The sequence below is a fragment of the Lentzea sp. NBC_00516 genome (assembly GCF_036346835.1).
Taxonomy (GTDB): Bacteria; Actinomycetota; Actinomycetes; order Mycobacteriales; family Pseudonocardiaceae; genus Lentzea; species Lentzea sokolovensis.
The window spans coordinates 5,192,041-5,204,664 of record NZ_CP107840.1 but is presented as its reverse complement, the minus strand read 5'-3'; the positions used below and the strand labels follow the sequence as shown (position 1 = coordinate 5,204,664).

The following is a 12,624-nucleotide window of genomic DNA, read 5'->3' as shown; positions in this document are numbered from 1 at the left end:
TCGGATCAGCGAGTGGCTAGGCCAGTCCCGCGTCGCCCGTGGAAGGCCCAGCGGCCTGCACGTCGTTGATGCGGTACTTGCGGGACGCCTCGACGACCTTGGCCTGCTCGACCTCGCCGCGCCTGGCCAGTGCGGCCAGCGTGGCGACGACGACGGACTCCGCGTCCACCAGGAAGTGGCGGCGGGCGGCCGGGCGGGTGTCGGAGAAGCCGAAGCCGTCCGTGCCCAGGGTCGTCATGTCGGTCGGGACGTACGGGCGGATCAGGTCCGGGATCGCCGACGCCCAGTCGGAGACGGCGATCACCGGGCCCTGCACGTCCTTGAGCACCTGCGTCACGTACGGCACGCGCGGCTCGGCGTCGACGTGCAGCAGGTTGTGGCGGTCGGTCTCGACGGCGTCGCGGCGCAGCTCCGAGTACGACGTGGCGGACCACACGTCCGCCGATACGCCCCACTCCTCGGCGAGCAGCTTCTGCGCCTTGAGCGCCCACGGGAGGCCCACACCCGATCCGAGGATCTGGGCACGAGGGCCACCGGTCTGCGGGCCGTCCTGGAACTTGTAGAGGCCCCGCAGGAGGCCTTCCACGTCCAGGCCCTCCGGCTCGGCCGGCTGCGCGTACGGCTCGTTGTAGACCGTCATGTAGTAGAAGATGTTCTCGGCGTTCTCGCCGTACATCCTGCGCAGACCGTCCTTGACGATGTGCGCCACCTCGTAGGACCACGCCGGGTCGTACGAGACCACGGCCGGGTTCGTGTGCGCCAGCAGCAACGAGTGACCGTCGGCGTGCTGCAGGCCCTCACCCGTCAGCGTGGTGCGGCCAGCGGTGGCACCGAGCACGAAGCCGCGCGCCATCTGGTCCGCCGCCGCCCACAGGCCATCGCCCGTGCGCTGGAAGCCGAACATCGAGTAGAAGATGTAGATCGGGATCATCGGCTCGCCCTGCGTGGCGTAGGACGTGCCGACCGCCGTGAACGACGCCGTGGAACCCGCCTCGTTGATGCCCTCGTGCAGGATCTGGCCCTGCTCGGACTCCTTGTAGGCGAGCATCAGGTTGGCGTCCACCGAGGTGTACGCCTGGCCGTTCGGGTTGTAGATCTTCTGCGTCGGGAACATGGAGTCCATGCCGAACGTTCGTGCCTCGTCCGGGATGATCGGCACGATGCGCGGGCCGATCTCCGGGTCCTTCGCGAGGTCGCGGACGAGCCGGACGAACGCCTGCGTCGTGGCGACCTCCTGCTTGCCGGAGCCGCGCTTGATGCCCTCGTAGACCTTGTCGCCCGGCAGCACCAGCGCCTTGGACTTCGTGCGGCGCTCCGGCAGGAAACCACCCAGCTGACGGCGGCGCTCCAGCATGTACTGGATCTCCTGGTTGTCCTGCCCCGGGTGGTAGTACGGCGGCAGGTACGGGTCCTTCTCGAGCACCTCGTCGGAGATCGGGATGCGCAGGCTGTCCCGGAAGCCCTTGAGGTCGTCCAGGGTCATCTTCTTCATCTGGTGCGTCGCGTTGCGCGCCGCGAAGTGCTTGCCGAGCGAGTAGCCCTTGATGGTCTTGGCGAGGATGACGGTCGGCTGGCCGACGGTCTCGGTCGCCGCCTTGTAGGCCGCGTAGACCTTGCGGTAGTCGTGGCCGCCGCGCTTGAGGTTCCACACCTCGTCGTCGGTCATCGGGTCGACGAGCGCCTTCGTCCGCGGGTCGCGGCCGAAGAAGTGCTCCTTGATGTACGCGCCGTCGTTCGCCTTGTACGTCTGGTAGTCGCCGTCGGGCGTGTTGTTCATCAGGTTGACGAGCGCGCCGTCGCGGTCCGCGTGCAGCAGCGCGTCCCACTCGCGGCCCCAGACGACCTTGATGACGTTCCAGCCGGCGCCGCGGAAGAACGACTCCAGCTCCTGGATGATCTTGCCGTTGCCGCGCACCGGGCCGTCGAGGCGCTGCAGGTTGCAGTTGACCACGAACGTCAGGTTGTCCAGCTGCTCGTTCGCGGCGAGCTGGAGCAGGCCGCGCGACTCGGGCTCGTCCATCTCGCCGTCGCCGAGGAACGCCCACACGTGCTGGTCGGACGTGTCCTTGAAGCCGCGGTCACGCAGGTAGCGGTTGAATCGCGCCTGGTAGATCGCGTTCATCGGGCCGATGCCCATGGAGACCGTGGGGAACTCCCAGAAGTCCGGCATGAGGCGCGGGTGCGGGTACGACGGCAGACCGCCGCCCGGTCCGGCGTGCGAGTACTCCTGGCGGAAGCCGTCGAGCTGGTGCTCGCTCAGCCGGCCCTCGAGGAAGGCGCGAGCGTACACGCCGGGGGAGGCGTGGCCCTGGATGAAGATCTGGTCGCCGCCGCCGGGGTGGTTCTTGCCGCGGAAGAAGTGGTTGAAGCCGACCTCGTAGAGCGACGCGCTGGAGGCGTAGGTCGAAATGTGTCCACCGACACCCACGCCGGGCCGCTGCGCGCGGTGCACCGTCATCGCGGCGTTCCAGCGGATCCACGCACGGTAACGACGCTCCACCTCCTCGTCACCGGGGAACCACGGCTCCCGCTCGGTGGGGATGGTGTTGACGTAGTCCGTGCTGGTCAGTGAGGGGATGCCGACATGGTTCTGGCCCGCGCGTTCCAGCAGGCGAAGCATCAGATAGCGAGCCCGCTGTTGCCCGCCGCCCTTGAGCACCTCGTCGAACGACTCCAGCCACTCGGACGTCTCTTCGGGGTCGATGTCCGGCAGGTGGGCTGCGAGACCGTCGCGAATGACACGTACCCGCTCGGGGCCTGTGTTCTGCGGGCTCAAGGTGTCTCCTCGGCTTCGTTGGCGGTACACGCGATGGCCCGGAAACCGTGCCACGCGCTCCTATCGTTGTCCTTGCGTGGCGACTTCGTCATCGCTACCGGTCGGTAGTTCTGGATCGTGTCGCTCACGCGCGCGCGATAAGAGGTATGTAGAGCGTGCCTCATGCCAGTGTAGGGAACTCCACAGGGGTACCTGTTACGGCGTGTCACGTGGTCAACAGTTGCGCCGGAGGTAGCTGACAGTGTTCGCTAGCCCGAGTAACGGACTCTGGCGGCAGTCTTAGGGCTGTCGCTCTTGCGTAGTTGGAGGAGTGAAAACCGTGGTCGCCGCGGAAGACGCCGGCAAGCTCGGCGTCGCCGACAAGCTCGGGATCGAATCAGGCATGGTCGTCCAGGAACTCGGCTGGGACGAGGACGTTGACGACGCCTTGCGTGCCGCTGTCGAGGAGCGAATCGGGGGCGACCTCCTCGACGAGGAAGCCGACGAGACGGTGAGCACCGTCCTGCTCTGGTGGCGGGAGGACGACGGCGACCTGGTCGACGCCCTTCTCGAGGCCACCGGCGTGCTCGCCGAGGACGGCGTGATCTGGGTTCTCACCCCGAAGACCGGCCGCCCCGGCCACGTGGAGCCGAGCGACGTCGCCGAAGCGGTCCCCACCGCTGGCCTGTCCCAGACCTCCAACATCAGCGTCGCCGACGACTGGGCGGGCATCCGCCTGGTGTGGCCGAAGTCGGCCAAGGCCAAGCGCTGACCCTCATCGGGCTGACATAGGGTTGAACCACGGGCGCCCAGCGCGTTCGTGGTCCTTTGTCGCACCGGAGGGGTTTCGCGCATGGCGGTCGAGGTCGGTTCGGAGGCCCCGGACTTCACGCTCAACGACTACAACAAGCAGCGCGTGACGTTGTCGTCGTTCCGTGGCGAGAAGAACGTGCTCCTGGTCTTCTACCCGTTCGCGTTCAGCGGCACCTGTCAGGGCGAGCTCTGCCAGCTGCGTGACGAACTGGCGACCTACGAGGACGAGAACGTCCAGGCGCTGGGCGTGTCCGTGGACTCCCCGTTCGCGCTGAAGGCGTGGGCGAACCAGGAGGGCTACCAGTTCCCGCTGCTGTCCGACTTCTGGCCGCACGGGGCCGTCGCGCAGTCCTACGGCGTCTTCAACGAGGCCGTCGGCATGGCGCTGCGGGGCACGTTCCTGATCGACACCGCCGGCGTCGTCCGCTTCGCCGAGGTGAACGCGCCGGGCGAGGCCCGCGATCAGGACGCCTGGAAGAAGGCCGTAGCCTCCCTCAAGGCATGATGTAGCTGTACCCCAGCGCTTCGCGGCGCCGGGTCGGGGCGTGTAGCTCAGCGGAAGAGCACTCGGTTTACACCCGAGCGGTCGCAGGTTCGATCCCTGTCGCGCCCACCACCGTTCAGATCTCCTCGCGTGGAATTCCGTAACACCTCAACGATCTCGGTCGAAGCAGCAAGGGCGTAGATCCCCGCTGCGGCGCAGGAGGTCCGGTGCACGAGAGACCCGAGCAGGGCCCGGCTTCCAAGACCACCAACACTGTCGAGGGCGACGCGGGCGCGGTCTTCCAGCTGGGTAGCAGCCACGGCAACAACTTCATGTTCAACCTCGGTCCGAGGTGGCGGTCGTGATCGTCGTCTGCTTTCTATCGGTGGCGACGGCGGTGTCGGACCCGGTGATCGGGCCGGACCGCGGACCCGGTCCGGCTTCCCTGCAGCGTCTCCTCGACTCAGCCGGAGGTGTTCACCGTTGTCGCCGGCACGGAGTTGTGCGACTGCACGTGGGTGATCGAGCTCGACTGGTCGGCCGGGGGCAGGAGCGGCGTCCAGATGGTCGGCTACGACGGGAAACCGTTTTGCACGACCAGTACGAGCAATGCGGTCGCGTGCGTCATCCACAACTCGGACTGGTGTGTGTGATCGCTGGAACGAATTGAGACGGTGCCGTACTTTGTTCGAGGTTCGCCATCTCCGAAGGACGACGACTGCCTGTGAAGCGCAAGGGCAAGGCCGCGAAACCCGTCCCCACCACCGTCACGCAGGAACAGGTCAAACTGCTCGCCCTCGTGGAGCAGGGTGGCGTGCACCGCGGCGCCACGCGCTGGTATCTGGAGCACCGGCCCGCCAAGCAGTGGGATTCGGACGACCTCGAGGTCCTGCGGCTGCGGGACTGGATCACGTGGGTCGCGCCCGAACGGGCAATGGACCACGGGATGGCGGCGCCGGTCGACATCACGGCTCAGGGGCGTGCGGCGCTTCGGCATCACCTGCCGGAGTGGGTGCTGGGGCGCAAGGCCATTGCCGCTGAGCCTCCGCGACTGCCTGCGGTGCAGACGATCACCGCGTTGGACTCGTTCGGATAGCCGGCGATCACGGTAGAACGGTCTTAGTCGAATCCAAACGGAGGCGAAGACCGGCCATGTCGAACTTGTTGACCGGCGGCGATTTGCGCGCACGTGACCACCACCGGATCGAGGACGACGCACGGGAAGAGGGGCCACTGCACGCCGTGACGTTGCCCAACGGCGTCGAGATGCAGGTGGTCACGGTCGGGTTGGAGCTCACCCGTCAGCTGCTCACCGACCAGCGGCTCTCCAAGGACAGCGCGGCCCTGCAGCGTGAGATCAAACGCCAGCTCACCGAACTCGGAAGCACGCAGACGGACCTCGCCGGTCTCTTCGGGCCGAGCATGCTCAACAGCGACAACCCTCAGCACGCCCGGCTCCGGGCGCTCGCGGTCAAGGCGTTCAACGGCAAGGCGGTGCAGCAGCTCGCGCCGCGCATCGAGGAGATCAGCGCGGAACTGATCGCCGGGCTTCCCGAGAACGAGGAGATCGACCTCGTCGCGGAGCTGGCCGTGCCGATGCCGATGCACGTCATCGGCGAGGTGCTCGGGCTGCCGGCCGACGATCGCGCGCACGTCCGCACGTTGATCGAGACGATGATGTCGATGGAACCCGAGGTGTCGCAGCCGGCGAGCGACGCGCTGGGCGGCTACTTCCACTCGCTGCTCACGAGCAACGGCCTGGATCCCCGATCGCTGTTCGGCGCGTTGGTCACGGCCGCCGGCGACGATGGCGACCATCTGAGTCACGACGAACTGATGGCGATGGCGTTCCTTCTCGTCGTTGCGGGACACGAGACGTCAGCGAGCCTCATCGCGAACGTGGTACACGACGCGTTGGACAACGATCTGTGGCACGAGGCGGCCGAAGATCCCGATCTGGTGCCACGCCTCGTCGAGGAGACGCTCCGCCACAACTCGCCGGTCCGCAGCGCCACGCACCGCATCACCACCGAGCCGGTCGAGATCGGCGGCACGACGGTTCCGGCGAACACGCTGCTGTTGATCAACCTCGGCGCCGCCGGACGATGCCCGCAGGCGCACGACAAGGCCGACGAGTACCGGCTCGACCGCGAGACGACCGGTCACGTGACGTTCGGCCACGGCCCGCACTTCTGCCTGGGATCGGCGCTCGCCCGCATGGAGACCGAAACGGTGCTGCGGCACCTCACGAGCCGGTTCCCGCGCACCACCTATTCGGGCGACGAGCAGCCCGCGGTGACGCACAACGACATCATGGCCAGCCTTAAATCGCTTCCGGTCGTGCTCCGTCGCTGACACGCTGGGCCGCGTGGAGATCATCCAAGGGGGACCGGAACACGTCGACACGGCCGCGTTGATCTGGGCGCACGCGGTCACCGAGCGGGACGGCTACGACGAGGTTCCGTCGCTCGAAGCGGCGCGTCCCGGCGTGGAGAGCGCTCTCGCGAACGAGCCTTCGCTGTTGCTGCTCGCGCAGGAAGGCGGTGAGGCCGTGGGTTTCATCGCCGGAGGTCCACATGAGACGAACGCTGACCAAGTGGCCTACATCAACTACGTGGGTGTGCACCCGGACGCGTGGGGCAAGGGCGTCGGCGAGGCGTTGCTGCGCGCGTTGCCCGACGCGTTGATCAAGAATGGATACGAGAAGGCCGAGCTGCTGGTCTATGTCGACAACGTCCGGGGCGTGCGGCTCTACGAACGCCTTGGGTGGATCAAGGTCGGTGCCCCCGCGCCACATCCGCGCAACGGCCGAGTGGAGCAGCGCTACTCGTTTTCGCCCGCATCGTGGGACGCGGGGGCGTGAGAGCGTTTAGCGGGGGATTAGGGGATCAACCCCAATGCGGCTGACCAGGGCTATCCCCAAGTCCATTTGAGACGTAACTTTTGCTCATGTCAGTGCGCACGTTCGCCTTCGTGGTCGGTCTAGCGTTCTTGCTCGGTGGGGGTGCGATCCTGTTCGTGACGCTGGCCGTCGAGGCGCCGAGCGGGTCGCTGATCCCGTGCGGCAACAGTCTCGGCCTCGGCTTCGACGAGCCCGCGGCCTCCGCGGTCAGTCCGGCCTATGTGGACATCTGCGCCGATCTCCGGCATCGCCGGCTGCTCTGGGCGTTGCCGATGGCAGCGGTGGGCGCACTACTGCTGATCGGCTCTTTGGTCGGTTCCCGACGGGCTACTCGCCGGTAAGGTCGCGGCATGACGTGGATGGTCTACGGCGCCAACGGCTACACCGGACGCCTCATCGCCGAGCTCGCGGTCCAGCGCGGGGAGCGGCCGATCCTCGCCGGGCGCTCGCACGAGAAGGTCGAGCCGATCGCCGCCGCCCTCGGGCTCGAGCACCGGGCGTTCGACCTGAGTCAGGCGCGGGCGCATCTTGAGGACGTCGACGCCGTCGTGCATTGCGCGGGCCCGTTCGCGCACACGTCCACCGCGATGGTGGACGCCTGCCTGAGGACCCGCACGCACTACCTCGACATCACGGGCGAGATCGACGTCTTCGAGTCCATCGGCCTGAGGGACATCGACGCGCGCAAGGCCGGCATCGTGCTGTTGCCGGGCGCTGGGTTCGACGTCGTCCCCACCGACTGCCTTGCCGCGATCCTGAAGAACGCCCTGCCGTCCGCGACGCACCTCGACCTCGCGTTCGTCGTCGGGGGAGGGGCTAGCGCGGGCACGACCAAGACGTCCGTCGAGGCCGCCGCCGTGGGTGGGCGGATCCGCGTGAACGGCGACCTGAAGAGCGTCCGCATCGGGCACCGGCGGCGCACCGCCTACTTCCGGTCCGGGCCGCGCGAGGTCGGCAGCATCCCGTGGGGCGATGTGAGCACCGCCTACCGTTCGACCGGCATCCCGAACATCACGACGTTCACCACCGTGCCGGGCATGCTCGGGCAACTGCAGCAGGTGTTTGCGCCCGTCTTGCAGACGCCGTTCGTCCAGAACGTCGCGAAGACCGTCGCCGGCAAGGTGAAGGGCCCCGACGAGCGCAAGCGCGCCAACACCAGGGCCGAGGTGTTCGGCGAGGCGTGGGACGCGCAGACGAAGGTCGAATGCGCGATTACCACCCCGAACGCCTACAGCCTCACCGCGGACTCCGTGCTCCGCGCCATCGGCAAGATCAACGGCGTGGCGCCCGGCTCGCACACGCCGTCCAGCGCGTTCGGCGCCGACTTCGTGCGCGAGCTCGACGGCGTCGTGGCGGGCGAGGTCCGCTTCAGCTGAGTTAGAGCCTCTAACTCCTGCTTGAGATTCTTTGCTGCTTGAGGTGCTCTACTTCTTGAGGTGCTTGGCGACGCTGTCGACCACCCCGCCGACAGCGTCCTTCACCTTCTCCACGCCGTCCTTGACGGCCGCCTTCGCCTGATCGGCGCGGCCCTCGTTCGCGAGCTGCTCGTCGCCGGTGACCTCACCCGCGGTCTCCTTGGCCTTGCCGCCGAGCTCTTCCGCCTTGTTGCCGATCTTGTCCGACAGCGACATCGCGTCCTCCTGAGCTGGTTGGTCTGACGCCTGTTCGATGCCCGTCCCCGCTGCTTCGTCACGCCACGGTCGGGTGAAAACCGGGTGAGAGCGATCACGGATGGGAAATCAGGGAACCGCGTGACGTTCCGCGTTCGAACGTGTCCATCGGGCGACGAAGCAAATTGGGCGGGGGTGTGCGCATGAGCGTGGCCGAAGCAGCCGCACTCGACGATGCCACGCTGGTGGCAAGGTCCCGTGACGGCGACGTGAGGGCATATGAGCAGCTCGTGCGCCGTTACCAGGGTCCGATGTACCGGCTGGCGGTGCGCATCGTGGGCAGCACCGGCGACGCCGAGGACGCGGTGCAGGACGTGTTCCTCACCGCGTGGAGGCGGCTCGGACAGCTCAACGACGACGGGGCGTTCCTCGGCTGGCTCTACCGCACCACCACCAACCAGTGCCTGAACGTGCTGCGCAAGCGCAAACCGCACGCCGACACCGAGCTCGACGAGCACGAGTCGCCGGCGCCGCGCACCCGGCCCGACCGCGCGGTGGAGGTGAGCGCGCAGCTCGACGCGCTGCAGGCCGCACTGCGTGGCCTCACCCCTGAGCAACGGGCGTGCTGGGTGCTGCGCGAGGTCCACGGCCGGTCCTACGACGAGATCGCCGAGGCGATCGGCACGACCCAGCAGTCGGTGCGCGGCAGGCTCGCGCGGGCACGGGCACAACTCGCGGAGGTGATGGCGCCGTGGCGGTGACGTCCGACTACGTCCTGCCATGCGGGCGGGACGTGGAAGAAGTCTGGGAGGCGATCGACCTCTCCGACGAACACACGCGCTCGTGTCCGCACTGCGGGGCAGTGCGGGAGAGTCTGCTGGTTCTGCGCGAGGCGACCGCGGAGATGGTCCGCGAAGAGGTCGAGCCACCGTTCGACCTGGTCAGCCGCGTGATGTCCGCGGTGCGCGCCGATGTCCGGCGGTCCGACGTCGTGCCGTTGCCCGGCGACGGACTGGCCCGGATCAGCACACGCGCGGTCGCGGCGGTGCTGCGCTACGCGGCGGACGGTGTGGACGGCGTGCGGGCACGGGCGTGCCGTGTCGTCGAAGCACCGGAGTCGACCGGCATGGACCCGGTGATCGAGGTCGAACTGAGCATCGCGATCACCGCCGGCCAGGTCACGCACCAGGCGTACGACGAGGTGCGGCGCCGGGTGCTGGCCGCGGCCTCCGCGCGGATCGGTGTGCGGCTCGCCCGCCTGGACCTCGTCGTGTCCGACGTTCTCGAAGGATGAGCGAGTGATCGAAACAGTCGTGTCCGCTCCGGCGGTGGCGGCGGTCGCGGTGCACGCGGCCGAGCGGGTCGCCGGCGTGCGCGTGCAGCCGGGTGTGGCCGGCCTGGTGGGTTCGGTGGTGCGTGCGGCGAGGCAGCAGATCAAGGGATTGCAGCCCGCGCCGGTGGAAGGCGTGCGGGTGCGGTGGTCGGGAACGGCCGCGGTGCTGGAGGTGGACGTGGTGATCTCGGGCCAGGACCAGGCCGCGGCCGTGGCTCGTGCCGTGCAACGGTCGGTGCGCGCGCTCGTGCCGGAACTGACCGGTGTCGAGGTGGAGTCCGTTCTCGTGACGATCGTGGACGTCGCATGGTGATCGTGACGGAGTTGTTGAAGGCACTGGAGAAGGTCGACGGGCTTCGGCCGTCGGCGCCCGAACCCGCCCGCTCCTGGATCTCCTGGGACGTCGACGCGCTGGCCGTCGACGTCGAGGACGAACTGGTGTGCGTCCGCGTCGTCGCCACCCGGCTGCCGCTGGCGCTCGCGGAGGCCGGTGCGGCGTTGAAGACGGTTCTCCTTGGCACGCAATGGGAAACGGCCATCGTGCGGATCGTGGTGACCGATGTGGACAAACGTGCCCTCGATCACCTGAACGGGTCGTGACGAATCGGTCGCAGCCGGTGTCTTTCTCATGTGGACGCTTCGAAGGAAGGGATTGCGATGAGCACGCAGACTGCGGAGAAGAACGGTGTCGCGGGCGGGAAACTGGTGACCGACAAGGGATCCACCACCATCGCGGACGTCGTCGTGCAGAAGGTCGCCGGCCTCGCGGCGCGGGAGATCCGGGGCGTGCACGCGCTGGGCGGCGGCGCGACGCGGGCACTGAGCGCGTTGCGCGACCGCATCCCCGGTGCCACCGCGAGCGCGGGCCAGGGCGTGTCGGTCGAGGTCGGCGAGAAGCAGGCCGCGGTCGACCTGGAGCTCGTGGTCGAGTACGGCGTGCCGATCGCGGACCTCGCGAAGTCGGTGCGCACCAACGTGATCACGGCGATCGAGCAGATCACCGGCCTCGAGGTCGTCGAGGTCAACATCAACGTCAACGACGTGCACATCCCGAGTGACACCGAGGGCGAAGAGCCCGAAACCGCTCGCGTGCAGTGAGGGGAACCGCCATGAGCACCACCGCACTGGGCCTGCTGACCGGGCTCGCGCTCGGCCTGGCCGCGGCGTTCGGGGGCTTCAGCGCGTTCCTGCTCGTGCTCGTCTTCGGCGCGCTCGGCCTGGTCGCGGGCCGGGTCGCCGAGGGCAAGCTCGACCTCGCGCAACTGCTGGGCAGGGATCGGGACTGACGATGATCACACCGCTCGCCGCCCAACCAGGTGTCACACGACCTGGTGCGGCACAGCCAGGTCTGACCACCGTCGCGGACCGCGCGGTGGGCCGTATCGCCGGACGCGCCGCCATGGAGGTGCCGGACGTGCTCGACTGCGCGGTCACCGCACGGGTGACCGGGGGAGTGGCCACGCTCGACGCGCGCCTCGACCTGCGTTACCCGGCACCGGTCGCGTCGACCGCGGCTCGGGTGCGCGCCCACCTGGTCGAACGGGTCGCCGAGCTCACCGGCCTGCGAGTGTCCGTTGTGGACGTGTCGGTCGGCGTGCTGCGCGCGGACACGGCCCCGGTGAGGAGGGTCCTGTGACCCGACGCTCCCGCCGGGCCCTGCCCGCCATGCTCACGGCGCTCGTCCTGCTGGCCACGTCGGTCCTGGTGGCGGTGTGCGCGATCCAACTGGCCGTGGGTGAGACGCCCCTGCTGCCGTACGACTCCCTGGCCGGCCTGCTGCACGACACGACGTGGTCGGCTCAGGGGGTGGCCGTGGCGGGCGGGGTCGCCGCGGCCATCGGACTGGTGCTGTTCCTCGTCGCGGTCGTGCCCGGCAGGGCGCGGACGGCGGCGCTGGACCAGCACACCGCGGTGTCGGTGCGCGGCCTGCGCAACGCGCTGCGATCCGCTGCCGTCGTCGACGGCGTCGAATCCGCCGCCGTGAAGGTGCGCCGCCGCCGGGTTCGCGCAGTCGTGCGCACCCGGCGGGCCGTGGTAGACGGCCTGGATGATGCCGTCCGCGCGGCCGTCGAACACCGCGTCGGTGAGTTCGCCCTCGCCCGGCCGCCGCAGGTCGTGGTGCGGGTCAAGGCACTCAGGAGCACACCGTGAACCGATTCCTCCTCGGCCTGCTGGGCCTGGTGCTCGTGCTGGCCGGCGCCTTCGCACTCGCTGTCCACTTCGGCTACGTGCCGCAGGTGGATCGCTCCGCCGCACTGCTACCCGGCACAGCGCTGCCGCCGACGTGGGTGCTGTGGGTGATCGCGGCCGCGGCGGTGGTGATCGCACTGCTGTGCCTGCGCTGGCTCACCGCCCAGATCCCGCGCCGCAAGGTCGCGGCCTGGCGCTGGGCCGACGAGGCCGGCGCCACTCGCATCACCACGGCGACGGCCGCCGCGCCGTTCGCCGAAGAGATCACCGCCTATCCCGGTGTGCGCAAGGTCGAAGCCGCGCTGACCGGTCCGCACACCGCCCCGCGCCTGGCCCTCGTCGTCCGCGCCCACGGCGACGCCGATCTGCGGGGGATCCGCCGCCGCATCGACGACGAGGGCCTGCCACGCCTCCGGGAAGCGCTCGGCACCCCCGACCTGCACGCCACCGTGGAGTTCCGGATGTCGCCCACGAAGGCCGACGCCCGAGTGCACTGATATATCGGTTGTGCAAAAGACGTTTGCGGACGACCGCAAA

The 12,624-nt window shown here is 68.7% G+C and carries 20 protein-coding genes and 1 tRNA gene; 19 read left to right on the top strand and 2 right to left on the bottom strand.

Translation table 11 applies throughout. The features are described 5' to 3' along the window. Positions 1 to 16: 16 nt before the first annotated feature. Positions 17 to 2,776 (bottom strand): pyruvate dehydrogenase (acetyl-transferring), homodimeric type, encoded by a 2,760-nt coding sequence (gene aceE, locus OG205_RS22830; RefSeq protein WP_330270143.1) that lies wholly within the window; start codon positions 2,774 to 2,776, stop codon positions 17 to 19. A 319-nt stretch (positions 2,777 to 3,095) separates the two neighbouring features. Here aceE and OG205_RS22825 point away from each other — a divergent pair, with 319 nt between their 5' ends. From OG205_RS22825 to OG205_RS22780, 10 genes are all read left to right on the top strand, one after another. Then, positions 3,096 to 3,527: a DUF3052 domain-containing protein gene (locus tag OG205_RS22825; RefSeq protein ID WP_330270142.1), complete on the top strand. Its 432-nt coding sequence runs from the start codon at positions 3,096 to 3,098 to the stop codon at positions 3,525 to 3,527. An 81-nt stretch (positions 3,528 to 3,608) separates the two neighbouring features. Beyond that, entirely contained in the window at positions 3,609 to 4,073 is a 465-nt protein-coding gene (locus OG205_RS22820; protein WP_330270141.1) for a peroxiredoxin, read from the top strand. A 36-nt stretch (positions 4,074 to 4,109) separates the two neighbouring features. Continuing rightward, positions 4,110 to 4,184, top strand: a tRNA-Val gene (locus OG205_RS22815). A gap of 95 nt (positions 4,185 to 4,279) precedes the next feature. Then, on the top strand, positions 4,280 to 4,417 hold the full coding sequence (locus OG205_RS22810) for a hypothetical protein (RefSeq protein ID WP_330270140.1): 138 nt from the start codon (positions 4,280 to 4,282) through the stop codon (positions 4,415 to 4,417). 108 nt (positions 4,418 to 4,525) lie between these two features. Continuing rightward, positions 4,526 to 4,705, top strand: a complete 180-nt coding sequence (locus OG205_RS22805; RefSeq protein WP_330270139.1) for a hypothetical protein — start codon at positions 4,526 to 4,528, stop codon at positions 4,703 to 4,705. A 71-nt stretch (positions 4,706 to 4,776) separates the two neighbouring features. After that, positions 4,777 to 5,148 (top strand): hypothetical protein, encoded by a 372-nt coding sequence (locus tag OG205_RS22800; protein ID WP_330270138.1) that lies wholly within the window; start codon positions 4,777 to 4,779, stop codon positions 5,146 to 5,148. A 56-nt stretch (positions 5,149 to 5,204) separates the two neighbouring features. Further along, positions 5,205 to 6,407, top strand: a complete 1,203-nt coding sequence (locus OG205_RS22795) for a cytochrome P450 (RefSeq protein ID WP_330270137.1) — start codon at positions 5,205 to 5,207, stop codon at positions 6,405 to 6,407. Positions 6,408 to 6,420: 13 nt separating this feature from the next. Continuing rightward, positions 6,421 to 6,915 (top strand): GNAT family N-acetyltransferase, encoded by a 495-nt coding sequence (locus tag OG205_RS22790; RefSeq protein ID WP_330270136.1) that lies wholly within the window; start codon positions 6,421 to 6,423, stop codon positions 6,913 to 6,915. Positions 6,916 to 7,001: 86 nt separating this feature from the next. After that, a complete protein-coding gene (locus OG205_RS22785; RefSeq protein WP_330270135.1) occupies positions 7,002 to 7,295 on the top strand; it encodes a hypothetical protein in 294 nt (97 codons plus the stop codon). Positions 7,296 to 7,304: 9 nt separating this feature from the next. Next, on the top strand, positions 7,305 to 8,330 hold the full coding sequence (locus tag OG205_RS22780) for a saccharopine dehydrogenase family protein (RefSeq protein ID WP_330270134.1): 1,026 nt from the start codon (positions 7,305 to 7,307) through the stop codon (positions 8,328 to 8,330). Positions 8,331 to 8,378: 48 nt separating this feature from the next. On the opposite strand, the gene OG205_RS22775 is transcribed toward OG205_RS22780, so the two are convergent. After that, positions 8,379 to 8,585, bottom strand: a complete 207-nt coding sequence (locus OG205_RS22775; RefSeq protein ID WP_266043508.1) for a CsbD family protein — start codon at positions 8,583 to 8,585, stop codon at positions 8,379 to 8,381. Positions 8,586 to 8,767: 182 nt separating this feature from the next. On the opposite strand from OG205_RS22775, the gene OG205_RS22770 reads away from it, so the two are divergent. Genes OG205_RS22770 through OG205_RS22730 form a run of 9 tightly spaced genes read left to right on the top strand, consistent with a single transcriptional unit; the run spans position 8,768 to position 12,584 of the window. After that, a complete protein-coding gene (locus OG205_RS22770; RefSeq protein ID WP_330270133.1) occupies positions 8,768 to 9,325 on the top strand; it encodes an RNA polymerase sigma factor in 558 nt (185 codons plus the stop codon). After that, complete coding sequence (locus OG205_RS22765; protein WP_330270132.1) at positions 9,316 to 9,858, top strand: Asp23/Gls24 family envelope stress response protein; 543 nt, start codon at positions 9,316 to 9,318, stop codon at positions 9,856 to 9,858. Before OG205_RS22770 ends, OG205_RS22765 begins: the two co-directional genes overlap by 10 nt. A 4-nt stretch (positions 9,859 to 9,862) precedes the next feature. Further along, positions 9,863 to 10,210: an Asp23/Gls24 family envelope stress response protein gene (locus OG205_RS22760; RefSeq protein ID WP_330270131.1), complete on the top strand. Its 348-nt coding sequence runs from the start codon at positions 9,863 to 9,865 to the stop codon at positions 10,208 to 10,210. After that, positions 10,204 to 10,497, top strand: a complete 294-nt coding sequence (locus OG205_RS22755) for a hypothetical protein (protein WP_330270130.1) — start codon at positions 10,204 to 10,206, stop codon at positions 10,495 to 10,497. Before OG205_RS22760 ends, OG205_RS22755 begins: the two co-directional genes overlap by 7 nt. Before the next feature lie 57 nt (positions 10,498 to 10,554). Further along, positions 10,555 to 10,995 (top strand): Asp23/Gls24 family envelope stress response protein, encoded by a 441-nt coding sequence (locus OG205_RS22750; protein WP_319978473.1) that lies wholly within the window; start codon positions 10,555 to 10,557, stop codon positions 10,993 to 10,995. An 11-nt stretch (positions 10,996 to 11,006) separates the two neighbouring features. Then, positions 11,007 to 11,183, top strand: a complete 177-nt coding sequence (locus tag OG205_RS22745; protein ID WP_093600157.1) for a hypothetical protein — start codon at positions 11,007 to 11,009, stop codon at positions 11,181 to 11,183. A gap of 2 nt (positions 11,184 to 11,185) precedes the next feature. Next, complete coding sequence (locus OG205_RS22740) at positions 11,186 to 11,533, top strand: Asp23/Gls24 family envelope stress response protein (protein WP_330270129.1); 348 nt, start codon at positions 11,186 to 11,188, stop codon at positions 11,531 to 11,533. After that, the gene (locus tag OG205_RS22735; protein ID WP_330270128.1) at positions 11,530 to 12,048 is read left to right on the top strand and encodes a DUF6286 domain-containing protein; all 519 of its coding nucleotides are present in this window, start codon (positions 11,530 to 11,532) and stop codon (positions 12,046 to 12,048) included. The genes OG205_RS22740 and OG205_RS22735 overlap by 4 nt, the downstream gene beginning before the upstream one ends. Then, positions 12,045 to 12,584, top strand: a complete 540-nt coding sequence (locus OG205_RS22730; protein ID WP_330270127.1) for an alkaline shock response membrane anchor protein AmaP — start codon at positions 12,045 to 12,047, stop codon at positions 12,582 to 12,584. Before OG205_RS22735 ends, OG205_RS22730 begins: the two co-directional genes overlap by 4 nt. Positions 12,585 to 12,624: the final 40 nt, after the last annotated feature.

Bases quoted from the DNA above. Each gene is read 5' to 3' on its own strand.
- OG205_RS22755 (WP_330270130.1), top strand. From the start codon at position 10,204: ATGGTGATCGTGACGGAGTTGTTGAAGGCACTGGAGAAGGTCGACGGG.
- OG205_RS22750 (WP_319978473.1), top strand. From the start codon at position 10,555: ATGAGCACGCAGACTGCGGAGAAGAACGGTGTCGCGGGCGGGAAACTG.
- OG205_RS22780 (WP_330270134.1), top strand. From the start codon at position 7,305: ATGACGTGGATGGTCTACGGCGCCAACGGCTACACCGGACGCCTCATC.
- OG205_RS22785 (WP_330270135.1), top strand. From the start codon at position 7,002: ATGTCAGTGCGCACGTTCGCCTTCGTGGTCGGTCTAGCGTTCTTGCTC.
- OG205_RS22745 (WP_093600157.1), top strand. From the start codon at position 11,007: ATGAGCACCACCGCACTGGGCCTGCTGACCGGGCTCGCGCTCGGCCTG.
- OG205_RS22795 (WP_330270137.1), top strand. From the start codon at position 5,205: ATGTCGAACTTGTTGACCGGCGGCGATTTGCGCGCACGTGACCACCAC.
- OG205_RS22775 (WP_266043508.1), bottom strand. From the start codon at position 8,585: ATGTCGCTGTCGGACAAGATCGGCAACAAGGCGGAAGAGCTCGGCGGC.
- OG205_RS22770 (WP_330270133.1), top strand. From the start codon at position 8,768: ATGAGCGTGGCCGAAGCAGCCGCACTCGACGATGCCACGCTGGTGGCA.
- OG205_RS22740 (WP_330270129.1), top strand. From the start codon at position 11,186: ATGATCACACCGCTCGCCGCCCAACCAGGTGTCACACGACCTGGTGCG.
- OG205_RS22820 (WP_330270141.1), top strand. From the start codon at position 3,609: ATGGCGGTCGAGGTCGGTTCGGAGGCCCCGGACTTCACGCTCAACGAC.